This window comes from Mycobacterium sp. 1245852.3 (assembly GCF_001669335.1).
In the GTDB taxonomy this organism is placed as follows: Bacteria; Actinomycetota; Actinomycetes; order Mycobacteriales; family Mycobacteriaceae; genus Mycobacterium; species Mycobacterium europaeum_A.
Map to the genome: position 1 here is coordinate 1 of NZ_LZLL01000143.1, position 21,098 is coordinate 21,098.

Annotated in this window: 29 protein-coding genes and 1 pseudogene; 10 read left to right on the plus strand and 20 right to left on the minus strand. The window is 67.1% G+C overall.

Annotation, left to right across the window (positions count from 1 at the left end; all coding sequences use genetic code 11):
• The 3 genes and pseudogenes from aftC to A9W96_RS06395 form a co-directional block, all read right to left on the minus strand.
• Window positions 1-538, minus strand: a pseudogene (gene aftC, locus A9W96_RS06385) (arabinofuranan 3-O-arabinosyltransferase); the annotation flags it as partial.
• 28 nt (window positions 539-566) lie between these two features.
• The gene (locus tag A9W96_RS06390) at window positions 567-2,132 is read right to left on the minus strand and encodes an alpha/beta hydrolase (protein WP_067019844.1); all 1,566 of its coding nucleotides are present in this window, start codon (window positions 2,130-2,132) and stop codon (window positions 567-569) included.
• Window positions 2,133-2,146: 14 nt separating this feature from the next.
• Window positions 2,147-2,908: a pyrimidine reductase family protein gene (locus A9W96_RS06395; RefSeq protein WP_067138498.1), complete on the minus strand. Its 762-nt coding sequence runs from the start codon at window positions 2,906-2,908 to the stop codon at window positions 2,147-2,149.
• On the opposite strand from A9W96_RS06395, the gene zapE reads away from it, so the two are divergent.
• Entirely contained in the window at window positions 2,907-4,028 is a 1,122-nt protein-coding gene (gene zapE, locus A9W96_RS06400; RefSeq protein WP_156749109.1) for a cell division protein ZapE, read from the plus strand. The genes A9W96_RS06395 and zapE overlap by 2 nt on opposite strands.
• On the opposite strand, the gene A9W96_RS06405 is transcribed toward zapE, so the two are convergent.
• The 3 genes from A9W96_RS06405 to A9W96_RS06415 all read right to left on the minus strand — a co-directional run bounded on the left by A9W96_RS06405 (window position 4,006) and on the right by A9W96_RS06415 (window position 5,879).
• Entirely contained in the window at window positions 4,006-4,521 is a 516-nt protein-coding gene (locus tag A9W96_RS06405; protein WP_067138500.1) for an N-acetyltransferase, read from the minus strand. The two genes, zapE and A9W96_RS06405, sit on opposite strands and share 23 nt — an antisense overlap.
• Entirely contained in the window at window positions 4,509-5,039 is a 531-nt protein-coding gene (locus tag A9W96_RS06410) for a hypothetical protein (RefSeq protein WP_231997812.1), read from the minus strand. Before A9W96_RS06410 ends, A9W96_RS06405 begins: the two co-directional genes overlap by 13 nt.
• Before the next feature lie 93 nt (window positions 5,040-5,132).
• Complete coding sequence (locus A9W96_RS06415) at window positions 5,133-5,879, minus strand: Clp protease N-terminal domain-containing protein (protein ID WP_067138502.1); 747 nt, start codon at window positions 5,877-5,879, stop codon at window positions 5,133-5,135.
• Between the two features lie 117 nt (window positions 5,880-5,996).
• On the opposite strand from A9W96_RS06415, the gene A9W96_RS06420 reads away from it, so the two are divergent.
• The 3 genes from A9W96_RS06420 to A9W96_RS06430 all read left to right on the plus strand — a co-directional run bounded on the left by A9W96_RS06420 (window position 5,997) and on the right by A9W96_RS06430 (window position 8,025).
• Window positions 5,997-6,380, plus strand: a complete 384-nt coding sequence (locus tag A9W96_RS06420; protein WP_231999611.1) for a DUF732 domain-containing protein — start codon at window positions 5,997-5,999, stop codon at window positions 6,378-6,380.
• A 307-nt stretch (window positions 6,381-6,687) separates the two neighbouring features.
• On the plus strand, window positions 6,688-7,032 hold the full coding sequence (locus A9W96_RS06425) for a DUF732 domain-containing protein (protein ID WP_066880420.1): 345 nt from the start codon (window positions 6,688-6,690) through the stop codon (window positions 7,030-7,032).
• 30 nt (window positions 7,033-7,062) lie between these two features.
• The gene (locus tag A9W96_RS06430; protein WP_067138518.1) at window positions 7,063-8,025 is read left to right on the plus strand and encodes a cytochrome c oxidase assembly protein; all 963 of its coding nucleotides are present in this window, start codon (window positions 7,063-7,065) and stop codon (window positions 8,023-8,025) included.
• 12 nt (window positions 8,026-8,037) lie between these two features.
• Here the strand turns inward: A9W96_RS06430 and A9W96_RS06435 are convergent, their stop codons facing one another.
• The 6 genes from A9W96_RS06435 to A9W96_RS06460 all read right to left on the minus strand — a co-directional run bounded on the left by A9W96_RS06435 (window position 8,038) and on the right by A9W96_RS06460 (window position 13,268).
• Window positions 8,038-8,958, minus strand: a complete 921-nt coding sequence (locus A9W96_RS06435; RefSeq protein WP_067138504.1) for a cation diffusion facilitator family transporter — start codon at window positions 8,956-8,958, stop codon at window positions 8,038-8,040.
• 51 nt (window positions 8,959-9,009) lie between these two features.
• Window positions 9,010-9,222, minus strand: a complete 213-nt coding sequence (locus A9W96_RS06440; RefSeq protein ID WP_066870416.1) for a hypothetical protein — start codon at window positions 9,220-9,222, stop codon at window positions 9,010-9,012.
• A gap of 87 nt (window positions 9,223-9,309) precedes the next feature.
• Window positions 9,310-10,773 carry an aldehyde dehydrogenase gene (locus tag A9W96_RS06445; RefSeq protein WP_067138506.1) on the minus strand — a complete coding sequence of 488 codons (1,464 nt, stop codon included), beginning with the start codon at window positions 10,771-10,773 and terminating at the stop codon, window positions 9,310-9,312.
• A gap of 24 nt (window positions 10,774-10,797) precedes the next feature.
• The gene (locus A9W96_RS06450) at window positions 10,798-11,574 is read right to left on the minus strand and encodes a carboxymuconolactone decarboxylase family protein (protein ID WP_067138520.1); all 777 of its coding nucleotides are present in this window, start codon (window positions 11,572-11,574) and stop codon (window positions 10,798-10,800) included.
• A gap of 37 nt (window positions 11,575-11,611) precedes the next feature.
• Window positions 11,612-12,430: a mycofactocin-coupled SDR family oxidoreductase gene (locus A9W96_RS06455; RefSeq protein WP_067138508.1), complete on the minus strand. Its 819-nt coding sequence runs from the start codon at window positions 12,428-12,430 to the stop codon at window positions 11,612-11,614.
• A 7-nt stretch (window positions 12,431-12,437) separates the two neighbouring features.
• Window positions 12,438-13,268 (minus strand): mycofactocin-coupled SDR family oxidoreductase, encoded by an 831-nt coding sequence (locus A9W96_RS06460; RefSeq protein ID WP_067138510.1) that lies wholly within the window; start codon window positions 13,266-13,268, stop codon window positions 12,438-12,440.
• Window positions 13,269-13,350: 82 nt separating this feature from the next.
• Here A9W96_RS06460 and A9W96_RS06465 point away from each other — a divergent pair, with 82 nt between their 5' ends.
• Both A9W96_RS06465 and A9W96_RS06470 read left to right on the plus strand, forming a co-directional pair.
• Entirely contained in the window at window positions 13,351-13,968 is a 618-nt protein-coding gene (locus A9W96_RS06465; protein ID WP_067138512.1) for a TetR family transcriptional regulator, read from the plus strand.
• 134 nt (window positions 13,969-14,102) lie between these two features.
• Entirely contained in the window at window positions 14,103-14,453 is a 351-nt protein-coding gene (locus tag A9W96_RS06470; RefSeq protein WP_082972067.1) for a DUF732 domain-containing protein, read from the plus strand.
• 33 nt (window positions 14,454-14,486) lie between these two features.
• Here A9W96_RS06470 and A9W96_RS06475 read toward each other — a convergent pair whose 3' ends face one another.
• From A9W96_RS06475 to A9W96_RS06485, 3 genes are all read right to left on the minus strand, one after another.
• Entirely contained in the window at window positions 14,487-14,852 is a 366-nt protein-coding gene (locus A9W96_RS06475) for a DUF732 domain-containing protein (protein ID WP_067019824.1), read from the minus strand.
• 101 nt (window positions 14,853-14,953) lie between these two features.
• Entirely contained in the window at window positions 14,954-15,328 is a 375-nt protein-coding gene (locus A9W96_RS06480) for a DUF4189 domain-containing protein (RefSeq protein WP_067138524.1), read from the minus strand.
• A gap of 19 nt (window positions 15,329-15,347) precedes the next feature.
• Window positions 15,348-15,566, minus strand: coding sequence for a hypothetical protein (locus tag A9W96_RS06485; protein WP_066870399.1), 219 nt, complete (start codon window positions 15,564-15,566; stop codon window positions 15,348-15,350).
• Window positions 15,567-15,700: 134 nt separating this feature from the next.
• Here A9W96_RS06485 and A9W96_RS06490 point away from each other — a divergent pair, with 134 nt between their 5' ends.
• Window positions 15,701-15,955 (plus strand): hypothetical protein, encoded by a 255-nt coding sequence (locus A9W96_RS06490; RefSeq protein ID WP_067138514.1) that lies wholly within the window; start codon window positions 15,701-15,703, stop codon window positions 15,953-15,955.
• Window positions 15,956-16,043: 88 nt separating this feature from the next.
• A complete protein-coding gene (locus tag A9W96_RS06495; protein ID WP_067138516.1) occupies window positions 16,044-16,550 on the plus strand; it encodes a hypothetical protein in 507 nt (168 codons plus the stop codon).
• Window positions 16,551-16,561: 11 nt separating this feature from the next.
• On the opposite strand, the gene A9W96_RS30195 is transcribed toward A9W96_RS06495, so the two are convergent.
• Entirely contained in the window at window positions 16,562-16,855 is a 294-nt protein-coding gene (locus A9W96_RS30195; protein WP_082972068.1) for a hypothetical protein, read from the minus strand.
• A gap of 122 nt (window positions 16,856-16,977) precedes the next feature.
• On the opposite strand from A9W96_RS30195, the gene A9W96_RS31240 reads away from it, so the two are divergent.
• Window positions 16,978-17,475, plus strand: a complete 498-nt coding sequence (locus A9W96_RS31240) for a hypothetical protein (protein ID WP_156749149.1) — start codon at window positions 16,978-16,980, stop codon at window positions 17,473-17,475.
• 61 nt (window positions 17,476-17,536) lie between these two features.
• On the opposite strand, the gene A9W96_RS06505 is transcribed toward A9W96_RS31240, so the two are convergent.
• Both A9W96_RS06505 and A9W96_RS06510 read right to left on the minus strand, forming a co-directional pair.
• Complete coding sequence (locus A9W96_RS06505; protein ID WP_066880433.1) at window positions 17,537-18,058, minus strand: hypothetical protein; 522 nt, start codon at window positions 18,056-18,058, stop codon at window positions 17,537-17,539.
• Between the two features lie 140 nt (window positions 18,059-18,198).
• Window positions 18,199-18,498, minus strand: a complete 300-nt coding sequence (locus A9W96_RS06510) for a hypothetical protein (RefSeq protein ID WP_066870382.1) — start codon at window positions 18,496-18,498, stop codon at window positions 18,199-18,201.
• Window positions 18,499-18,598: 100 nt separating this feature from the next.
• Here A9W96_RS06510 and A9W96_RS06515 point away from each other — a divergent pair, with 100 nt between their 5' ends.
• Window positions 18,599-19,057 carry a universal stress protein gene (locus tag A9W96_RS06515; RefSeq protein ID WP_066870379.1) on the plus strand — a complete coding sequence of 153 codons (459 nt, stop codon included), beginning with the start codon at window positions 18,599-18,601 and terminating at the stop codon, window positions 19,055-19,057.
• 58 nt (window positions 19,058-19,115) lie between these two features.
• On the opposite strand, the gene A9W96_RS06520 is transcribed toward A9W96_RS06515, so the two are convergent.
• Window positions 19,116-19,400 carry a hypothetical protein gene (locus tag A9W96_RS06520; protein WP_066870377.1) on the minus strand — a complete coding sequence of 95 codons (285 nt, stop codon included), beginning with the start codon at window positions 19,398-19,400 and terminating at the stop codon, window positions 19,116-19,118.
• Window positions 19,401-19,863: 463 nt separating this feature from the next.
• On the minus strand, window positions 19,864-20,550 hold the full coding sequence (locus tag A9W96_RS30200; RefSeq protein ID WP_082972070.1) for a class I SAM-dependent methyltransferase: 687 nt from the start codon (window positions 20,548-20,550) through the stop codon (window positions 19,864-19,866).
• Window positions 20,551-21,098 lie beyond the last annotated feature (548 nt).

Consider the following 21,098-nt stretch of genomic DNA (forward strand, 5'->3'; position numbering starts at 1 on the left):
ACAGCATCTCGGCCAGCAGCACGCAGCCGTTGATGTTGGTGAACACCAGCGTGCTGGTCACGCTTTCGGTGCAGAACATCGCCAGCAGCAGGGCGGGCGCGGCCACCGAGGCCAGCGTGAACTTGAACATCCGCAGCAGCAGGTACCAGGCGATCAGAATCGCGACGGTGTTGATTCCGATGAACAGGAACCGCGACGGCGTGAACGGCAGGTACCCGAACGGGGCCATCAGCAGCGTGCCGCCCGGCGGGTACAGGTAGTGCGGGTCGACGTAGTCGAAGTGCTCGTTGTAGATGTCCCAGCCGTGCCGGAAGTTCAGGACAGCGCGGTAGACGGGTTTGAAGTCGTCGGTGATGTTCCCGTTGAGGGTGAGCACGATGCTGCGGTGCAGGACCGAGAGGATGGCCAGCGGCCACAACGCCATCCGCAGCACGGCCGCGACGCTCGGTGCGCCGGTGCGGGGACCAAAGGCGGCCAGGGTCCGGTCACGCAGGCCGGTTCGGGTCGATTCAGCTGCCGTCACCAGCGCACCGTACACCGGCGCCCGAGGGCGCCGGAAAGCAGCGTCAGGCCGGGCAGTAGGTGTCGGTGTTGGGCAATTTGCCGCTGTTGAGGTAGCCGATCAGCGGCGGCACCGCGCAGCCGGAGAAGATGCTGGCGCCGTGCCCGATGCCCTGCCACATCACCCGCTTGCTGGCGGCGTTGGCGTTGATGATGCTGGCTGCGGTGGCCGCGACGCCGTCGGTGCCGACGATCGGGTCGTTCTGCACGCCGAGCAGCAGCACGTCGACCTTGAGGGTCTTCGGCGTGGGCGGCGGGGAGCCGGTGGGCCAGTGCACGCACTTGACCATGTTGAGCGCGGCGACGGTGCCGAATTCGGGGTAGAGCTTGCCCCAGGCGACGACGAGTTCGCGCACCCGGTCCGGGGTGGGGCGGTTGACCGCGTCGCTGCACACGTTGACGAACTGGCCGTCGGAGTCCTGGACGGCGTTGGCGTGGTTGATCAGATTGTTCAGCGCGTTGGTGTCGCCGGAGCGCGCGCCGGCCAGCGCGTTGGCCAGGTTGGTGGTGGCGTTGACGCGGCCGTCGGAGGGATAACCGAGTGCGACGGTGATGGCGTTGGCCACCTGTGCCACCGACGCGCCGCCGGGGCCATGACCGGCGCGGGCGTCGGCCAGCAGGGCGCTGACGGCGCCCTTGGGGTCCGCGCCCAGCGCGCAGCTCACCGCGATGCACTGGGCGGCGAACGCGTCGAGCGCGGCCTGCTGTCCCTTGACCTGTTGCTCGGCGGCGGCTTCGGCGTTGGTGCCCAACGCAACCGGTGAGTCGAGGATCAGCCGGGCCACCTTGTCCGGCCGCGATCCGGCGTAGGCCAGCGCCACCTGCGCGCCGTTGCCGATGCCGACCAGCGCCAGGGCGGGCACGTCCCACAGGGCGCGCAGCCGCTCGATGTCCGAGGCGGCGTGCGCGTTGTCGTAGGAGGAGGCGTTCGGCCCGATGCCGACGGCGTCGCCGCAGTTGGTGGTGGCGGTGTTGGACACCTCGGACAGGTTGGCCACCGGGTCGTCGCCGGTCTGGAACTGCGACTGGTCGCGCATCTGTTGGCGGTCGAACTTGTCCCGGCAGTCGATGGGACTCGACATGCCGATACCGCGGCGGTCGACGGAGACGATGGGGTGGCTGGCCAGCACGTCGGCGCCCGACCGGGACAACCAGACCGGCAGCTGCGCCGAGGACGGCAGATCGGAGCCGGTGGTGAAGACCAGCGGGCCGGCGTCCTGGGGTGTCTGGCTGGAGCGGGCGCGCACCACACCGATGCTCAGGGTGCCGCCCCCGCCGTTGACCGGGTCCAGGTCGGCGTCGTAGGTCGCGCAGTCCAACTGGACACCGGCGGCGGCGGGGACGGCCGCGTCGGCGAACACCCGCGAGGTGCAGTCGTGCCACGCCAGGTCGTTCTTGGGTGCCGCGATCGGCGGCGGCCCGCTGGGCGGCGGCTTGGAGGTCGCCGCTCCCTGGGGTCGCGCACCGGAATTGGTGGCGAACCGCGGGTCGGCGGCCAGCCCCGGGACGCAGCCGGCCAGCAACGCGGTCACCGCAACCAGGATCGTGGCGCACGTGTACGGCCGACTCATGCCGACCACAGTAGCTAGGCCCTGACGTAGCGGGTGTAAAGGTAGCCGGCGTCGTCGGTCAGGACGTGGGCGCATCGCATCCGGGTGAGCAGCTGCCCCGAGCCGGTGGCGATGCGTCGTGCCTGGCCGCCGACGAGGCAGGGCGCGATCGTCAGGCACAGCTCGTCGAGCAGGTCGCGCCGGATCAGCGAGTCCAGCAGCGTCGGCCCGCCCTCGGTGAGGACGCGGCGCATGCCGCGCGCGCCGAGGGCAGCCAACAGGGCGGCCTCGTCCACCTTCTCGGGATCGTGGCCCGAGCAGTCGAGCACCTCGCACAGGCCGCTGAGCGCCCGGCGTGTCTGCTCGACCGCCGCGGTGCAGGTGAGCACCAGCGGCTGCACCTCGGTGCGGGTGAACACCGCCATGTCCCGGTTGAGGTGGCCCGATCCGGTCACGATCGCCAGCTGGGGGACCTCGCTTTGCCCGCGGGCCTGCCGGTGCTGACGCTGGGCGACGGACAGCTGCGCCCCGGAGTAACCCTCGATCCGCACGGTGCCCGCACCGACCACGATGACGTCGGCGAGTTCACGCAACAGGTTGAAGATCAACCGGTCGCCCGGGCCGCCCATGGCGCCGCTGCTGCCACCGGAGGTGGCCCCGCCGTCGACGCTGGCGATGAAGTTCGCCCGCACCCACGTCCCGTCGTGTGCGGGATAGCCATAGAGTCCGGGGAGGTCGCCCTCGTCGAGGCCGCGCACCGACCCGAGCAGCGACAGCGCGGCGCCAGAGTCGGGCATGGGTCTGATTGCAGCACGCCGCTACAGTGCCTGCATGCACGGGTCCACCTCCGCGGGCGTCGCGGGCGGCGTGGCTCACCTGGTGGATCGGCACCCGACGGTGTCGCCGGAGCGGCTGATCGCCCAATTGAGGCCGCCCCCGACGTTCGCCGACGTGAGCTTCGCGACATATCGGCCCGATCCGGCGGAGCCGACGCAGGCCGCCGCGGTGGTGGCCTGCCGCGACTTCTGCCGCCAGGCCGTCGAGCGTCGCGCCGGTCGCCGAAAGCTGTTGGGGCGGCGCGAAACCCTGCCCGGTGTCGGGTTGTACCTGGACGGCGGGTTCGGCGTGGGCAAGACGCACCTGCTGGCGTCGGCCTACTACGAGCTACCCGGTGACGGGCCGGGTGCGTCGCCGGATGGCCAAGCCCCCAAGGCGTTTGCGACGTTCGGGGAGCTGACCCAGTTGGCCGGGGTGTTCGGCTTCGCCGAGTGCGTCGACCTGCTGGCCGGCTACACGGCGGTCTGTATCGACGAATTCGAACTCGACGATCCGGGCAACACCACGCTGATCTCGCGGCTGCTCTCCTCGCTGGTCGAGCGTGGGGTCTCGGTGGCGGCCACCTCCAACACGCTGCCCGAGCAGCTCGGTGCGGGCCGCTTCGCCGCCCAGGATTTCCTGCGCGAAATCAACACGCTGGCAAGCATTTTCACGACCGTGCGGATCGAGGGGCCCGACTACCGGCACCGCGGCCTGCCGCCGGCGCCGCAGCCGCTGTCCGACGGCGAGGTGGCCGCGCGCGCCGCGCAGGTCGACGGCGCGACGCTCGACGACTTCGATGCGCTGTGCGCGCACCTGGCCACCATGCACCCGTCGCGCTACCTGGCGCTGATCGAGGGTGTGAGCGCGGTGTTCGTGACCGGCGTGCACGGCATCGACGACCAGAACGTCGCGCTGCGGCTGGTGTCGCTCACCGATCGGCTCTATGACGCGGGCATTCCCGTGGTGGCCTCGGGGACCAAGCTGGACACCATCTTCAGCGAGGAGATGCTGGCGGGGGGATACCGAAAGAAATATCTGCGGGCCACTTCCCGGCTCTTGGCGCTGACCGCGGCGGCTAATCCAGCTCGCGGGTCATGACGTAGTCGTTCTCGACGCCGGCGCCCAGCCGAAACGTGCGGGTGCCGTGGATGGTGAATCCGCTCTTGCGGTAAAAGCGTTGTGCGCGTTCGTTTACCCGGTTCACGCCCAGCCACACCCGGCGCACGCCCCAGTCGGCCGCGACCGCCAGCGTGCGTGCCATCAGCGCCGCCGCGGCCCCGCTGGAGTGGCGCTCGGGCAGGACATACATCTTGGACAGCTCGGCGGAGTCGTCGGAGTCGCCGCGAATCAGCATGGCGTAGCCGACGATTCGGCCGTCCTGGCGCGCTGTGATGACGGCGCGGTCCGGATCGCTCAGGTACTCGGCGAAGCGGGCGGCCGACAGGTTGGCGCCGACGAACGCGGCGATGTCCTCGGCGGTCACCGAGGGTGGGCACGCCAACGGAAAGGTAAGGGCCGCAACGGCGGCCAGCTCTACGGCGTCGCCGGAACTCGCCGGCGCGGTCTGGAACGTTGCGGTCAGAGGTTCCACTGCGCGAGGTGATAACCCGTCTTCTTGTCCAGCAGCACGACGGTGGTGACGGGGTCGCGGTAGGCGTCCCAGTACACGCCGCCGCGCACGATCGCCCCGTTGGGCGCGTTGACGAGCACGTTGTCCAGCGCGTCGGGCGCATCGGAGGCCCGCGGCTTGTAGGCGTCGGCGTTCGGGGTCACCCCGTTGAAGCTCAGCACGGTCGCCATGACGTAGGGATTGGGCACCCGGATCGCGCGAATGGTCACGTCGGCGCGCTCGACGGTGCTGCCCGGGAAGCCTTTGTAGGTGCCTTCGCGCGTGTAGCCGAATCCGGGCGGCGGGTCGCAGGGCGCCACGCCGCTCACGGTGACGTCGGCGATGAACGTGTCGCCGTCCACCCGCAGCGTGTCACCGATGTGGCCGATCGGCGCGTCACCGGCCCACGCGCGGGGCAACGGAACCGCGCCGACGCCGACGGCGGTGAGGCCGGCGACCGCGAGCAGCAAGGCGGCGGCGACCATCAGCCAGCGGTGCATCTTCGCCATGTCGTGCCTCCTTGGCGCCGTTGCAGGGGACCCACGCATGATCGCACACGCGGGGACGCCGAAGGGAGGGGTCGACCGCACCGCTCACCCGTCCTTGCCGCCGGACAGGGATTGCAGCGCCTTGACCAGATCCGCCTCGACCCGGTCCTTGTCGACACCGCAGCGGTGCAGCGGCCCCTGGGCCGATGCGCCGGCTTCCAGCTCCAGCAGCGCCAGCAGCTGGTGTTCGGTGCCGACGTAGTTGTGGCCGAGCCGCAGCGCCTCGCGCACACTCAGCTCGAGCGCCTTGCGCGCCGGTCCGCTGAACGGAATGAGTTGCGGCGGTTGGGCTTCCACGCGCAGCGCGGCGATCGCCTCCGTCGCGGCGGCGCGCAGCGCCTCGGTGTCGACATTCTGCAGGCGCAGCAACACGGTCGCCAGTGCGGCCGCGTCGCCGAGCACGCCGAGCAACAGGTGATCCGGGGTGATCTCGCTGTTGCCGGCGTCGTGCGCGGCGTTCTGGGCCGCCACCACCGCGCCCCGCGCCCGCGGGGTGAAGCGCGCGAACCCCTGGTCGAGGTCGAGGGTGGCGGGCTCGGCACGCGGGACGAAGCGCTTCTGGGCGGCCTGCTTGGTGACGCCCATGCTCTTGCCGATGTCGGTCCAGGACGCCCCAGAGCGGCGGGCCTGGTCCACGAAGTGACCGATCAAATGGTCGGCGATCTCGCCCATGTGTTCGGCGGCCAGCACGGCGTCGGCCAGCTGATCCAGCACGTCGGAGCGCGTCGACTTGATGGCGTCGATCAGCTCGTCGAGGCGGATCGGGTAGGAGATGCGGACGGGATCGGACATACCGTCAACGGTAGGTTGACGGCCGAGAAGTGTCAACCAGCGGTTGACGACGCGGCCGGGGGTTGCCACCCCAGAGGGCGTCTCCGGTAGGAAAGCGGCAAGGTTTTGCCTCAGGAGATGCGGAGCGTTCGCTTCTCTGCCAATCTGTGGTATATGAAACTTCTTCTTGTTGCGGCGAGCTTTGCCGCAGTAATCGGCATGGCAGTGCCCGCGCACGCCGACGACACCGACGATGCATTCGTCGCGTCTCTCGACTCCGCGGGAATCACCTATTCCGACAGCGATACGGTGGTCGGCGCGGGCCATTGGGTGTGTAAGACGCTCGTGAACGGCACCGGGATGTCCGACGTCGTCTCGACGCTGGAATCCAAGAACTCCGACCTGAGCGATGACAAGGCCAACAAGTTCGCTGCCATAGCAGTCAATGCCTATTGCCCATATGTGATTTCGAACAAGAGCTCGCCCGCGCCCAGCGTGACGGCCACCAGCTCCTCGTCTTAGCGGCCCGCCCGACGGCAGGCATGCGCGGCGCAGGTAATCCGAATTTTACAATTGCGCGCGCGCCGCATTGTAAACGAAACCTGTTGTCAACATTTCGGCGTTAATATGCCGCACGCGGTCGGGGGCGAAAGCGATTGCGTCGACCAATTGCACGGCACATTTTCGTTGGTTTGCTGAGCGGGTGAATTGGGGGCCATTTCTCGGTGCGCAACGGCTGGCATCCAGGCGAGGCGGGACCGTGACAGTTCACCTCCCGTTCGCCCGACGAGATGCCAATCGTCCGCGGGTTTGCGACAATCACAGCGTTATGCGACTTCTCCTGGGGCTGACCAGCCTCGCCGCCATGCTCGTCCTGGCCGCACCGGCGCACGCGGACATCGACAACGATCAGGACTTCCTCAAGGACCTCCGCGACGCCGGCCTCACCTACCAGGACGCCGGCAACGCGATCACCATCGGCAAGTCGGTGTGCGAACTGCTCGACGACGGCCAGTCCGACGCGAAGATCGTGACCGACCTGCGCAATCAGAATCCCGCTTTCCAGGGCGCCGCCGCGGCCAAGTTCACCTATCTGGCGGCCGCGCACTACTGCCCGAAATACATCACCGGCGAGGACCGCGGTCCGAAGCCGGAGGGCGCAGCCGGCAACTGAGGCCTTCCCGGCCGCAATAGGCTGGTGTTCGTGCGCGTCGATCCCGGACCGCTGACGTGGGACGCGGCCGTCCAGACCTGGCATTTCGACCCGGTCGCGGTGGTCGTCGTGGCGGCGTTCGCCGCCGGCTACGGGTGGTGCTACCGGCGCGCCCGAGCCGCCCAGGGTGCGGTCGGCCCGACGAACGCCGCGTGCTTCGGGTTGGGCCTGCTCGCGTGGGCGCTGGCCACGATCAGCGCGATCGGGGCCTACGCCTACGTCCTGTTCTCGGTGCGGGCGCTGCAGGTGTTGCTGCTGCTGTACGTCGTGCCGTTCTTCATGGCGCAGGCCAAGCCGGTCACCGCCTTTCGGGCCGCCGTCGGTCCGTCCGGCCGCGACCGCATCGACCGGTTGTTGGCCACCCGGTTCGCCCGCGTGCTCGTCCATCCCGCGACCACGTCGGTCGCGATGCTCGCCACGCCTTGGTTGCTCTATCTGACGCCCTGGTACACCGCGGCCCTGCGGACCGAGTGGGTCGGCGCGCCGACGCGAATTCTGTTGGTGGTGCTGGGATTCGGTTACTTCTACGCCCGGCTGCAAGAGGACCCGGTACCCCGCAGGTACCCGCAGTCGATCTCGCTGCTGATCACCGTCGCCGAGGCGCTCGGCGATGGCGTCCTGGGATTGGTCATCTGGCAGGGATCGTTGATCGGTGCGGCGTACTACGCCGGGCTGCAACGGAATTGGGGACCCGACCCGCGGCTCGACCAGACGATCGGGGCCGGCGTGTTGTGGATCCTCGGTGATCTGGTCGGGTGGCCGTTCGTGCTGCTGCTGATGCGCGCGCTGTCGCGCGACGAGCAGGCGCATGCAGTGGCGGTCGACGCCGAGTTGGACGAGGCCGAGGCGGCCCCCAAGACGCAGGACGCCCAGGACGTCGAGGGCCAAACCCCGGCGCCGTCGGGACTCTGGTGGGAGAACGACCCGCAGCTGCGGGAGCGATTCCGCCGCTGAGGCCGGGTCACCTCAGGCGGCGCGGGCCGTCCACGTGAAGCTCTGCATCTCCGGGATCCGTGGCGTCAGCGCCGCGGCGACGCTGCGGCCGATCTGGTCGGCGGCCGCCAGCGGGGTGTCGGCGTTCAAGAACCCCTCCACCTCGACGCGCAGGGTCCGCCCGGTCCATCTGGCCCGGGCGTGCGCGTGCGTCACACCGGGGACCGACGCGGCTACGGCCTCGGCGGTGGTGATGATGTCGGGGTCGACGCCGTCGAGCAGGCGATGGGCGATGTCGGCGGTCACCTCCCAGCCGACGTGGCAGATGAACCCGGTGACCACGAGCCCCGCGACGGCGTCGGCCCAGCCCCACCCCAGTGCCACGCCGATCAGCCCGAGCACCGCGCCGCCCGACGACAGCGCGTCCAGCCACGAATGCTTGGCGTCGGCCACCATGGTCGCCGACCGAATTCGCCTGCCCACCACCAGTTTGTAGCGGGCCACCAGCTGATTGCCGATTACGCCCACGACGGCCGCGCCGATGCCCCAGCTCACGTAGCCGGTGCCGCCGTGGCGGAGCAACTTGGTGACGCTCTCGAAACCGGCGACCACGGCGCTGCCCCAAATCACCACGGCCACACCGATACCGGCGAGATCTTCGGCGCGTTCGTAGCCGTAGGGATACCGCTCGCTGGGCAGCTTGCGCGACGCGCGGAAGCCGATGAACACCAGGGCGCTGGTGGACACGTCCGACAGGTTGTGCAGCGCGTCGCCCAGCAACGCCACCGAACCGGACACCAGCGCGATCACCAATTCGACCAGGCCGGTCAGCGCCAGCCCGACGGCGCTGACGGCGACGGCACGGTTGGCCTGCCGGCGCTCGCCGGCGTCGTCCGCCGCGGTGTCGAGGGGAAAGCTGGCCGCCGGGTCGCGTACTCCGTTGCTCACGTGCATACCGTCAGCATGCCCGACTCGGTCGCGGCTCCCAAGTCCCGCGTGGAACCTCTACTTGCCCTGTTCCGGGGTGGACGGGCCATCGCGCCAGGGCCGGGGGGCCTTGGGCAGGATCATGAACGCCACGGGCAGGCGTACCAACGCGTCACGGGCGGCGACCTCGAGGAACACGATCTCCATCTCCAGGCGGTTCAGCGGCCGCGTTTCCATCATGAAACGCGTCCGCAAGTAGCGCGGCGTCCTCAGCCACTCGACCAAACTCATGCCCGCGACTCTACCCCTCTAGCGGAAATACTTGATTTGCACAATATTTCACGACAGCAAATGCCGTCGGGGCCGAAACTAGCGGTGTCAGCTCATGCCGATGCGAATGTTCTTCACCTGCAAAAACTCATACAGGCCTTCGACGCCGCCGGTGCGGCCGAACCCGCTCTGCTTGTAGCCGCCGTAGGGGCCCTGCGGCTCGATGTCGCTGTGCCGGTTCACCCACACCGAACCCGCCTGCAGCTGACGCGCAACCCGATGTGCACGTTCCAGGTTGGACGTCGCCACGAAGGCATTGAGGCCGTAGCGTGAATCGTTGGCGATCCTGACCGCCTCGGCCTCATCGGCGAAGGGGATGACGGACGCCACCGGCCCGAAGGTTTCGGTCTGCGCCAGCGCCGACCGATTGTCGACGTTGGCGAAGATCGTCGGCTCGATGAAATAACCGGACGCCAACTCGCCACCGAGCCTGCGTCCGCCCGTGACCAGCTCACCGGCCTTATCGCCGACCGCCCGGTCGATGACGCCGAGGATGCGGTCGGCGGCGGCTTCGGTGATGACGGGACCGAGCATGACGTCGGGTTGCAGCGGATCACCGATCTTGGCGGCGCGCACCGTCGCCACGAGTTTGTCCACGAAGCTCTCGTACACCGACGCCTCGACGAGAATGCGCGAGGCGCACGCGCAACTTTGGCCGGCCTGGGTGATGGGCCCCTGATGGGCGGCGATGACGGCGGCCATATCCAGGTCGGCGTCGGCGAACACGAGATAGGCTGATTTGCCGCCCAATTCGGCTGTCACCGGGGTGAGATGGTGCGACGCGGCCTGCAGCACCTTCTGCGCGGTGGCCTGGCCGCCGGTGAAGTGGATCTTGCCGATCCGGGGATGGCGCACCAGCGCGTCACCGCCCGCGGGGCCGGCCGGCAACACGTTGACCAGTCCCGGCGGCAGGCCCGCTTCGAGGCAGAGTTCACCAAAGCGCAAGGGCGCCAACGACGCCAGCTCGGAGGGCTTGAGGATGACCGCGTTTCCCGCCGCCAGTGCGGGCGCCACGGCCGCGCCGGCCACCACCAGCGGCCCGTTCCAGGGGGCGATGACGCCGACGACGCCGTACGGTTCGCGTTCGACGAGGTTGACGTCGAAGGCACCGGCCACGGGAGTGCTTGCGCCGTGGGTCTTGTCGGCGTAACCGGCGTAGTACCGCAGGAACCGCTCGGTCAGTACGGAGTTGCCGGCGACCGACACCGGGACGCCGTAATCGTGCACGTTGAGCTCGGTCAGCTCCGCGAAGTGGTCGCGCACCACGTCGGCCAGCGCGAACAGCAGGTCGCGGCGGTGATCGACGGGATAGGAGACCCATTCGCGATGCGCGTCCCAGGCGCTGTCGACGGCCCTGTCGATCTCGTCGTGACCGGCCAGCGGGATGGTCGCGTTGGGCGCGCCGGTGCCGGGGTAGGCGTGCTCATAGCTGCCGCCCGAGGCGGTGGTAATGCGTTCTGTGCCAATGAGTAACGCGCCCGAGCGGGGCGGTGAGGTCGCGGTGGCCGTCATGGCGGGATGCCTTCCGGTGTGCTGTCAGCCGACGGTGGTGTGATCGGCCTGGTTTTCGGCCGTCACCCGCTGCTTCTGTTCGACGATCACCTGGTTGAGGTAGTCGGCCTTGGCGCAGCCGTAGTACGCGGCGAACTGCAGCGCCAGTTCGTCCATCTCCTCGAAGGAGACGTCGCCACTCTTGAGCGCCGCGTACACGTGGGACATGATCGGGATTTCGGCGTCCTGGAACGCGACACAGGCCACGGTGATCAGGCGGCGTTCCTTCATGCCCAGGCCGGGCCGCAACCACATCTCGCCGAAGACGAAATTCAGAATGCCCGCTCCCGAGTAGGGGTTGTCCCGCATCGGCGCGAAGGGCAGGCAGTTGATCTCCTTGAACGACTCTTCGCCGCCCCGCAGTCGCTGCTCGGGGTCGCTGGCGGTGACCAGCGGCAGCAGCGGTTCCGGGGGAGGGGCCGCCTCGCCGCGCTCCCCGGCGATCTTGGCCCATTGCACATCCACGGCGATGTTGAATCGGGACGCCTTCGGCCAGCCCGCGTAGACCGCGAAATGCAGGACGGTCTCCCGCATTTCGGTGATGGTCAGGTCGCCGCTGTTGAGTGCGGCGTAGACGTGCTGCTCCAGCGGCGCCTGCCCGTCGGCGGCCGCGACGCAGGCCAGCGTGACGAACCGTCGATCGCGGCGGGACAGGCCCGGTCGCGACCAGACCTCGCCGAAGACGAAGTCGATCAATCCGCCCGCATACGGGCTGTCGGCGTCGGGCGGGTCGATCGTCATCACCTCGGTGAAGGTACGCATCCCGCGTTCGCGTCGCGCACCGTCGTTCATCGGAGCCCTATCGGATGGTGACACCGGCGTCGACCTTCAGTTCCAGCCCTGTGACGTAACGGGATTCCTCGGAGATCAGATACAACACCGCGTTGCTCACATCGGACGCTTCGATCAGCGGCGCGGGCAGCGCGTTGATGAAGATGGGCACCAGGTCGGGCCGTTGCTCGGCGATCAGGGTGTGCATGCTCGGGGGCGCCATCCCGGTGGCCACCCCGGTGGGGTGCACGGTGTTGACCCGAATGTTCTGTGCGGCAAGCTCGTTGGCCAGCGCCAGGGTCATGCCGACGATGCCGTGCTTGGAGGCGGTGTAGGGCACGTGCAGCGGTGTGCCCTTGATGCCGGCCGACGAGCTGATGTTGACCACGCTCCCGCCGCCCCGGGCGACCAGGTGGGGGAGTGCGGCCGCGCAGGTGTTCCAGGCGCCGATGAGATTGATATCGACGATCAGTCGCCACTGCTCGGCGGTGGTGGTGTCCCAGGTGCCGACGGTGAGCACGCCGGCGTTGGCGACGGCGCCGTCGAGTCCGCCGAGTTCGCCGGCGGCGTCGTCGACCGCCGATTTCATGGCGGCCTCGTCGCGGACGTCGACGACTTTGGTGATCGCACGCCGGCCGTGTTTCTCCACCAGTCGCGCGGTCTCGTGCAAGTCGTCTTCGGTGGCCAGTGGGTATTCCAAACCTGCTGGGGTGGAACAGATGTCCACCAGGACGCAGTCGGCGCCTTCCTCGGCCAGCCGCACCGCGTGCGAGCGTCCCATGCCCCGCGCGGCGCCGGTGATCAAGACCCGTTTGCCCGCGACCCGGCCGGCGTTGTTCGTCGTCATCCGCGTATCAAACCTTGTTGCAGAAGCCCGCGTCGACGGGGAAGGTCACGCCCGTGACGTACTTCGCCTCGTCGGAGACCAGGTAGGCGATGGCGGCGCTGACGTCTTCGGGTTCCAGCATGCCGACGGGCATCGGGTTTTGCAGATGGGGACCCGCGCCGGGATTCTTCTCCAGAAACTCGGTCATGTCGTCGTTGGTGGCCATCATCGTGTTCACTGCGGTCGGGTGCACGGTGTTGACCCGAATGCTCAGCGGTGCAAGGGCATTGGCCAGGGTGCGCATCAGCCCGACGATCCCGTGTTTGGATGCCGCGTAGCCCAGCCCGCCGCCCTGCAGGCCGCCGAAACCCTTGATGCCGGCGGTCGAGCTGGTGAAGATGATGACCCCGCCGCGGTTGCCGGCCAACAGGTGCGGGACGGCCGCCCACGCCGTGTGATAGGCCCCGTCGAGGTTGACGCCGGTGACCGCCCGCCACTGCGCCAGCTCCTCCTCGATGCTCAACTGGCGAAACGCCAGCGGCGCGATCCCGGCATTGGCCAGCACGATGTCGAGGCGGCCGAAGTGCTCGACTCCGGCATCCATTGCGGCCTTGACTTGCTCGAAGTCGCGGACGTCGGCGACCGTGCCCAGCATCTTGCCGCCGGCCTCTTCGACCAGCGCGACGGTCTCGTCCAGCTCCTCGTGGGCGGCCATCGGGTAACCGTTGGCGGGAATGTCGGCGCAGATGTCGATGCCGATGATGTTGGCGCCCTCGCGCGCGAGCCGCACGGCGTGGCTGCGACCCTGGCCGCGCGCCACCCCGGTGATGAAGGCGACCTTGCCATCTATTGACCCCACGGCGCGCGTCCTCTCTGTTCGTCGGCCCAGTTCAGGGCAGAGTAACGCCGTTACTCACCTGCGGACAGTAACATGGTTACTCATGACGGCAACAGGGGCGGCAGTGGATGCCGAGAACGGCGCGTCCGGGCCGCGGACCGACCCGATCCTGGACATCGTGGTCGAGATGCTCGACAGCGAGGGCTACGAGGCCGTCCAGCTGCGCGAGGTGGCCCGGCGGGCGCGGGTTTCCCTGGCGACCATCTACAAGCGGTATCGCACGCGCGACGAGCTGATCGTCGCGGCCCTGGACGGGTGGATGGACGCCAATCGCTATGCGCGCCTGCCGTCGCTGATCTACGATCTGCCCGGTGAGTCGATCTATGTGGACCTGATGCACGTGATGCGGACCATCTTCGAGCCGTGGGAACGGCATCCGGTGATGCTGCGCTCCTACTTCCAGGCCCGCTCGGGGCCCGGCGGAAAGCGCCTCATCCAGCGTGGCGTCGACGCCGTCGTTCCCGTCGCCAAAGCCGTTCTGGCGCAAGCGGATCCGGGATTCGCCAAAGACCTCGAGCTCATCCTCACCGGCGTCGTCTACGGGCTGCTCACCCGATTCGCTCAGGGGGAGATCGACGTCACCGAAATCGTGCCGGGTATCGAGCGCACCCTGTTCTGGTTGACCACGGCGTACGAGAACGGTCTGCCCGCGCGAGGCTGAACCGACTGCGTTGACGGCCTGAAAATCCGATTATTCAGCCGTTCATAAGGCGCTTTTTCCCGATTGTGCCTATTCTTCGTCTTCATGCCGCTATGGGTCGACGGCATCGTGAACGCCCCGAAGAAAGGAAGCGCATGATGTCCTCAGCTCGCCGGCTGGCCGCGTTGGCCATCCCCGTCATGTTGGGCGCGGCTCTGATTACCAGCGCCGCGGTTGCCACCGCCGACCCCCTCGACGACGCGTACCTGTCGCAACTGCGTGCCGCCGGCTTCAGTTGGCCGCCCGATCACGACGCCGCCCTTACCGGGATCGGGCGCCTGATCTGTGATGACATCGGTTGGGGTTGGACCTATGAGCAGATCTCCCAGAGCATCCACCAGATCCTGGACCCCAGGAATGTCACCTTCGGAGACGTCGGATCCATGGTGAGCCTTGCGCATTCGACGTACTGCCCCCTGCAGCGGTGCTGGACCGACCACTGCTGAACGGCCAAATCCCTTGCACCGCAGCAGGTGTGCTCACATGAGCGGGGGTCCCGGCAGCAGCCAGGTGACCGACGGGTCGATGTCCTCCTTGTACTGCGGACAATAGGTGGCTATCGACAGGCCGACGAAGTAGGCGGACTGCTTGACCGAGAGGTCCGTTTGTCTGGCCAGCTGGATCGCCAGCACCGAGGCGTTCGGGTTGGTGGCGATGCTGGTGCACACCGTGCGGGCCTTTCCGATCGCATCGTCGTTGTCGGGCATGGTGATTCCGCCCTTGGAGAGGCCCGCGATGAACGCGTCGTCGGTGTCATCCGCTGAGGCGGGCGCCGCGAACGCCAAGGCAGCGGACAGGAAAACCGCGCAGAGCGCCGGCCACTTCCCGGCCTTCGTCACAGTCATGGCCTCCCGTCAGTGCGCGGACCCGTCGGCGTGCAGTCAAGGACGACTTCCATGAACGATAGTCGACATCGCGGTGTACTTCTCGCGGCGAGGCACGGATTTCAGGACGAGCAGTGGGTGGCCTTGATGTGCCCGTTGGGTGAACCCAGCTTGGCCAGCGCGTCGGCGGTGGATGCGGTGGCGTCGGGCCCCGAACCGCCCTGGAACCGGCCGGAGAGGCGGTCGAACGCCACCGATGCGCAGCCGTTGCGGGTGCCGGCCACCACTTCACAGACGTCGCCGGCCTCGGCGGTGCAGTGCGCGAGCGCGACTTGGTTCGCCTGGTCCTGACTGGCCCCGGTGCCCCAGCCGGCGGCTCGTCCGCTCCCCACCGACACGGCGAGGGCGACGAAGCCGTCGTCGGCCCGGGCCATCGGCGCGGGCGGCGCGGCGATCGCGCAACCGACCGCAGCCACGGCGGCGATGACCGGTCGCATCGGCGCGCTCCTGCGCATGTTACGAATTGCCTTCGGGGTCTTCAGCCAGGTAGGTGACTTCGTACCACCGCTTGGACGGTCCGGCGCTGTCCGTCTCGGTCGCCGTGGCCCGCTCGAGGCGAACATCGGTCAGATGCGGATTGTCCACGCGGATAAAGTCTTCGAGCTCGGCATGCAACGCGTCGCCGTCCAGGGTGATATCCGCGAGCGCTCTGCCGGTATACCTCGTCCAACTCACGCCTCACATTTTGCTCCGGCCGTGGCGCCGGACCGCAATTCGACACCGGGGTATATTGCAACCCGCCGCTGTGCCGCGCGAAATTGCAGGGTCAGGCGGTCCGCAAATGCGCTTTCAGGCCGGGAGACTCGGTCGTGAAGGAGGGCGATGAATCGCCAAAGTGTCTGCAGCACCAGCACTTCACCGATTGGTCGGGTGTGACGCTTAAACGCGTCGACGAATTGAAGCCCGGCGACCGAATCCGCATGAAGGTCGGGCACGCCACCGTCGTCGCGACCGAACCCCTCGACGACGACCGCACCCTGCTGACCTTTACCTATGGGACGAAGGGCCCCGCCGACAACGCCCTGACCGTTGATGTTCTGGACGACGACGAGTGGGGCTGGTAGGGCGCCGGAATTCGGGTTATCGCCGGCATCTTGTCGGCGACGGCTCGGCATACGACTATTGACTGAGTACGGACCCGCAGGAGGAACGATGACGCCGCACCGTGTGAAATCCGTCGTCGGTTTATCGGCGGTGCCGTTCGCAATTTCCGTGTGGTTTATCCCGACGGCTTTCGCCGACAATCCGTCCTGGAATGGCCAGTACGCGATCACGTTCATGGTCGGCCCGAAGGCTGGGACCAGCATGGCCGTCGGCGACCCGGAGGTGCAGCACACCGAGACCTACGGTATCCGTTCGAGCTGCACGAACGGCAAGTGCGTCGCCACCATCGTCAGCGGCCCGCCGCCCACCAACCCGACGGTGCCGCAGCCGGTTCAGTTCACCTGGGATGGAAAGGCGTGGTCGCAGGCCAACGACTTTCAGTGGGACTGCATGATGCCCGACACCACGATCCAGTGGAATCCGGCCCGGGCCGAGGTGCACTACACGCCCCAACCCGACGGAACGCTGGCCGGCGTCATGCACACCGACATCTTGAGTGGCGCATGCCAAGGGACCATCGACATGAACATGACCGCCGAGCGCGTGGGTAGCTAGCCGCCCTCGGTTCACGGTGGCGGTGGCGGTGCCCCGGGCGGTGGGGCCGGCGGGTTGTCCCAACTTCCCGGTGTGCCGGCGGGCACCTGCACTCCGAGCCAGTTGCACGGCATCATCGACCGCCACGCGATGAACGCGCACTGCTGCTCGGGCGTCAGCGGGCCGGGGCCCGCGCACGGCGGCGTTCCCGGCACACCGCATACCGGGTCGGCCGAGACAGGCGGCGCGCAAGCGAAAGCCGCGGCCGCGAGCGTTAACGCGATGGCCGCCATCAGTGTGGTGACGAGACGTCGGGTGCGGTGCATGGCCCCTCGAATCTGTAGCTCTTCGGCAGATCGTAACCCCGGGCGCCGACACGGAACGGCGGTTTGAAACTCGGAATCCTCCCTGCGGAATCGGCGGGATTCGTCGACACCTACCGCGCGAAATGGATACGTTGAATGGCCAAGGGCATCGGGCAGCGCTTCCAGTTCCGCGCGAAATAACGGAGTCGAATCATGTCGCGTGCCACGAGAATCAACAGCTGATGGATGCACGGCGAGACGCAGGGATTCCCGAGCCGCGGGAGCGGGCAGCGAGGGCGGGACAGCGGATTGAACAGCTGCGGCAACGGCGCGCCGAATTGGCCGCCGGCGAGGGTTCTTCCGGGGATTCGGTCGACCGGGCGCGCCGGTATGCGCAGGACGCCATGGAGCGCGCCGAGAAAGCGCATCTGGCTGCCTCTCGCGGACACGACGAAGCCGCACGCGCGCATGAGCGGACCGCAAACAATCTGCAGCGCGCGGCCATGGAGGGAATCGGCGATCCTGAGCAACTACAGGACAAGGCCGATGAGCATTGGCAGGCCGCGGCGAACAATCACCGGGAAAGCGCGGTCGCGTTGGCGGAGGCGGAGGACCCCACCAAGTCTTCGTCCGGCGGCTAGTCAGGCGATCGGAACCTGTTATGGGACAAGGGTCCCGAAGACGTGGCGGTGACGGCTCCGCTCAGGTGTGCACTTTCCAGCCCGCCAACGGGGTCGGGGCCGCCGGAGCATTGGGATCGTTGAACTCGATGTAAACGTCGCCCTGCTTGACGTTGCCGTCGTAGGCGACGAATCCGTGGGCGGTCTGGCCGTTGGTGACGCTGCCCGCGCGCAGCGGCGGCGTCTTATTGATCTTCTGGTAGTCGACGAGCGATGAGCCGCTCTCGACATCGCGGTTCGGGTCCTGCCGCCAGGGGGAAGAGGAGGCGGTCAGGGAGGACTGGCTGTAGTTGAACGGCGCGCTGGACTTGCCTTCGATGGTCACCTCGATGACGGTGCAGCCCCCGCCGCCGGAGCAGCCGGACGAGATCCACGTCGCGTTGTTGAGCGTGACGTCGGCGGTTGCGGTGCTGTACTCCGTGACGTGGATGCTGGTGCCGGATTTTCCTGTCGGGAAAGGCGACTGTTGGGTTGTCGGGTCGGCGGTGCCCTGGGGCGCAGTGAAATAGGCCGTCAGCGCCAGCGTCGCCGCGAGTGCGCTCATGTGAGCGGGTCTGGTCACTGCCAGAAGATAACGCACCCGGAGATTTGACCGCGAGCTCGTACTGGCGCCCGTCCCGCATTCCGAAAAGAAGACGCGTGAAAAACGTTGCCGCATAACCGTTTCGAGAAGGGCCAGTCGCTTTAGTGCGGCAGGTTGGCCAGATAACACCGCACCCGGGTGGCGGCGTCGTCGGGCTTGACCCCCATGTTGATCAATCGCCGAACTACTTCTTCGGAGGGAATGCCAGAGCCGATGTCGTTATCGATGACGTGCAGGCTGGGGAACCAAGTCTCGGCGCTTACTCCCGGTGGTGGGGGCTTCGCATCGCCGCCCACGCACTGGACGTAACCGGGGACGCCGGAGTCAGCGTGAGCCGGCGGCGCCCCCATCGACACAGCAATGGCGATGCCGACCGCCGCAGCGGCGTAGATCAGACGCATGCTGGCATTATTGCGGGTTCGCGGCGTTTAACAACCACGAATTGGGGGGTCTGCCCGATTTCTCTCTCGCGAGTCGCAGTGGGCCTTACACTGCATGAGAATGAGCGCCTATCAGACCGTTGTGGTCGGCACGGATGGTTCGGACTCGTCGCTGCGCGCGGTGGCGCGCGCGGCCGCGATCGCCGCGGATCACGGCGCGAAATTGATCGTTGTGACGGCACATCTTCCCGTTCCCGAGGAACGCGGCCGCTACGCCATCCCGCCGGGTAGCGACCACGGCCAGGACTACCGGACGGTGGGCGAGGCGCCCTACTACAGGATCCTGCGGGACGCCAGGGAGCGCGCGCACCAGGCCGGCGCCAAGGACGTGGAGGAGAAGTCGGTCGTCGGTGCCCCCATCAACGTGCTGGTCGACCTGGCTAAGGAGGTCGACGCCGACCTGCTCGTCGTCGGGAATGTCGGACTGAGCAGCGTCGCCGGGCGGCTGCTGGGTTCAGTCCCGTCCGCCGTTTCCCGCAGGGCCAAGACCGACGTCTTGATCGTGCACACCAGCGACTGAGGGTCGCCAAGAATCGGTCGGTGCCGCCCCCTGGTCGGCGCCGGCCATGCGGACACAGTCATCCGTGCGCGGCGTCCGCCGCGGCAATCAACGCCCTGCCCAGCTGCCGGGCTGCGGCCGGCGCGATGATCGGGGTGTCGGGACAGTCGATGACGACCTGGCACTCGGCGTGCCCGTCAACGTATTGCCGCCCGATGACGGAGACCACGATCTCGGCCGGTTGCCCGTGGCCGGGGTGGTCGATGCTCCACTCCGGGCCGTCGAACACCCTGAAGGCCGGTCCGAGGTTGTCCCATTCGTCGACCATGGTCGCCCCGCTGGGCGGTGCAAGGTTGTCTTTCATGGCTCGATCGTGTCCGCGATCCCGGGCGCGGGCACGAGTAGTGCACTACTTCACTTGTGCTGAGGCGGCGAAAGTTTCGCTCAGAAGTGTTCGCGCGTTTCTCCCCGCGCGGCGGGCCCTGCGGGCAAGGAAAACGCCGGGCCATCAAGACGTGCGCACGGAAAGCGCGATGTCACCCCCGACAACGCGATCGACGCCTCGAGCCGGGCCAGCGGCGCGCCGAGGCGGGAGGGCGGAAGAGATTCGAGGGAAAACCCGGAGATTTCGGGGAAACGCGGAATATCGGGGGCTGGCTGAAATATCGAGATCGTTTGCTGCGCAACGACGTTGACGCTGCGTCATGGAGCCGGATGATTCTTGGGGCCGCCCAGGCTCGTCGGTGCCCGTGCACTCCATTCTCCGCCGTCAACAAACGAATGGGTTTCTTAAGGAGCAGACGTATCTGAGGTCTGTTGTGTTTCATTCATGTCTGGTCCGGAACTCTGCCTGACGCAATGTAATACCCCCCACCAAGGTGCCATTTAACGTGTACGTCCAACAAACGCGATTGCAAACTTTCAGCGAATACGCGGCTGTGCGCCAAGCTGCTGTACGTGTTGCCCGCTGGAAGGTCTCCGAGGGTACGGATCGGATTCAAAACCGACTTCAGTCCGGAGAACGAACAGACATCACCGATTACTATGTTCCCTCCTGCTCTTACAGCATTCTTGAGTACTTGGAATGCCTTTTCAGGGTCACTGATGATGGACAGGCCTAACGTGCATATCCCCGCGTCGTAAGACGCCTTGTCAATGACGCCTAAGGGTAAAGCGGTAACGTCGCCTTTGACCAATTTGACGTTCGTCCAACCTTTTTCGGCGATCATGTGGCGAGCCCGCTCCAACATTCCATCTGACCAGTCGATGCCGAGGATCTCCCCTTCAGGGCCAATGCGCGACTGTATGAAGGAAAATTCGAGACCGGTCCCACAGCAGAATACGATCACATGGTCGCCAGGCTTAAGATCCAACTCATTTACCGCTGCGCTTTTCAGCGGAATCATCGGATATTGAATGATATTGTAGACCTTCGATATAACGCGGTCATACAAGAAACGGAAGAGCCGAACCCACTTCCCGCTGATCGTGGGCAGGGGTCCTGGGGTCGTCATTGCCGACTGCACCTCCGTTCAGCGTGCGTCGTACGGTTGACTGGGACAGTGTCCCATGTTTGCGATGAGGTTCATATGGGTTTCTCGGATTCCCTTGACGACTCCTCTATCTTGTAGTAATTAGTCCGCCCGCGGCGATGCGCCAGCGCTACGTCCTCGGGAGAGTCGGTGCGACCGACATGGTCAGGGCTATCCTCAGCACACCGAGGCCTGGCAACCAATCGTCTGCCCCGGCCCTTGCGGCTACTGCGCAAGCGTTCCTTGCGCACCGTGCCGATGGACGCCACTGCAGCCACGCCTGCCGCGCGGCCATCCGCCGCAAGCGCCTGGAAGCTGCTAGCCGGGCGAGATAGATCGTTGAGGGGCGCTTCACACCGGCGGACAGTGCAGCAAGCAACACCCGAAGCAATGGAGTTGCCAACGGTTGGGCACGTATCGGGCGTGATGCCCGCTCAGATTCCCAAAATCACATCTGAACTGCACGAATGCTGGTGCGCGATACTGGGATTGAACCAGTGACCTCTTCCGTGTCAGGGAAGCGCTCTCCC

Coding starts and splice junctions, on each gene's coding strand:
- A9W96_RS06440 (WP_066870416.1), bottom strand. CDS start 9,222: ATGAGTTTGGTCGAGTGGCTGAGGACGCCGCGCTACTTGCGGACGCGT.
- A9W96_RS06475 (WP_067019824.1), bottom strand. CDS start 14,852: ATGACTGTGACGAAGGCCGGGAAGTGGCCGGCGCTCTGCGCGGTTTTC.
- A9W96_RS06480 (WP_067138524.1), bottom strand. CDS start 15,328: ATGCGACCGGTCATCGCCGCCGTGGCTGCGGTCGGTTGCGCGATCGCC.
- A9W96_RS06505 (WP_066880433.1), bottom strand. CDS start 18,058: ATGAGCGCACTCGCGGCGACGCTGGCGCTGACGGCCTATTTCACTGCG.
- A9W96_RS06465 (WP_067138512.1), top strand. CDS start 13,351: ATGACGGCAACAGGGGCGGCAGTGGATGCCGAGAACGGCGCGTCCGGG.
- A9W96_RS06445 (WP_067138506.1), bottom strand. CDS start 10,773: ATGACGGCCACCGCGACCTCACCGCCCCGCTCGGGCGCGTTACTCATT.
- A9W96_RS30200 (WP_082972070.1), bottom strand. CDS start 20,550: ATGACGACCCCAGGACCCCTGCCCACGATCAGCGGGAAGTGGGTTCGG.
- zapE (WP_156749109.1), top strand. CDS start 2,907: ATGGGTCTGATTGCAGCACGCCGCTACAGTGCCTGCATGCACGGGTCC.
- A9W96_RS06510 (WP_066870382.1), bottom strand. CDS start 18,498: ATGCGTCTGATCTACGCCGCTGCGGCGGTCGGCATCGCCATTGCTGTG.
- A9W96_RS06435 (WP_067138504.1), bottom strand. CDS start 8,958: ATGCACGTGAGCAACGGAGTACGCGACCCGGCGGCCAGCTTTCCCCTC.
- A9W96_RS06455 (WP_067138508.1), bottom strand. CDS start 12,430: ATGACGACGAACAACGCCGGCCGGGTCGCGGGCAAACGGGTCTTGATC.
- A9W96_RS06395 (WP_067138498.1), bottom strand. CDS start 2,908: ATGCCCGACTCTGGCGCCGCGCTGTCGCTGCTCGGGTCGGTGCGCGGC.
- A9W96_RS06515 (WP_066870379.1), top strand. CDS start 18,599: ATGAGCGCCTATCAGACCGTTGTGGTCGGCACGGATGGTTCGGACTCG.
- A9W96_RS06495 (WP_067138516.1), top strand. CDS start 16,044: ATGACGCCGCACCGTGTGAAATCCGTCGTCGGTTTATCGGCGGTGCCG.
- A9W96_RS06470 (WP_082972067.1), top strand. CDS start 14,103: ATGATGTCCTCAGCTCGCCGGCTGGCCGCGTTGGCCATCCCCGTCATG.
- A9W96_RS06390 (WP_067019844.1), bottom strand. CDS start 2,132: ATGAGTCGGCCGTACACGTGCGCCACGATCCTGGTTGCGGTGACCGCG.
- A9W96_RS30195 (WP_082972068.1), bottom strand. CDS start 16,855: ATGCACCGCACCCGACGTCTCGTCACCACACTGATGGCGGCCATCGCG.
- A9W96_RS06415 (WP_067138502.1), bottom strand. CDS start 5,879: ATGTCCGATCCCGTCCGCATCTCCTACCCGATCCGCCTCGACGAGCTG.
- A9W96_RS06425 (WP_066880420.1), top strand. CDS start 6,688: ATGCGACTTCTCCTGGGGCTGACCAGCCTCGCCGCCATGCTCGTCCTG.
- A9W96_RS31240 (WP_156749149.1), top strand. CDS start 16,978: ATGGATACGTTGAATGGCCAAGGGCATCGGGCAGCGCTTCCAGTTCCG.
- A9W96_RS06450 (WP_067138520.1), bottom strand. CDS start 11,574: ATGCGTACCTTCACCGAGGTGATGACGATCGACCCGCCCGACGCCGAC.
- A9W96_RS06410 (WP_231997812.1), bottom strand. CDS start 5,039: ATGCACCGCTGGCTGATGGTCGCCGCCGCCTTGCTGCTCGCGGTCGCC.
- A9W96_RS06520 (WP_066870377.1), bottom strand. CDS start 19,400: ATGAAAGACAACCTTGCACCGCCCAGCGGGGCGACCATGGTCGACGAA.
- A9W96_RS06420 (WP_231999611.1), top strand. CDS start 5,997: ATGCGGAGCGTTCGCTTCTCTGCCAATCTGTGGTATATGAAACTTCTT.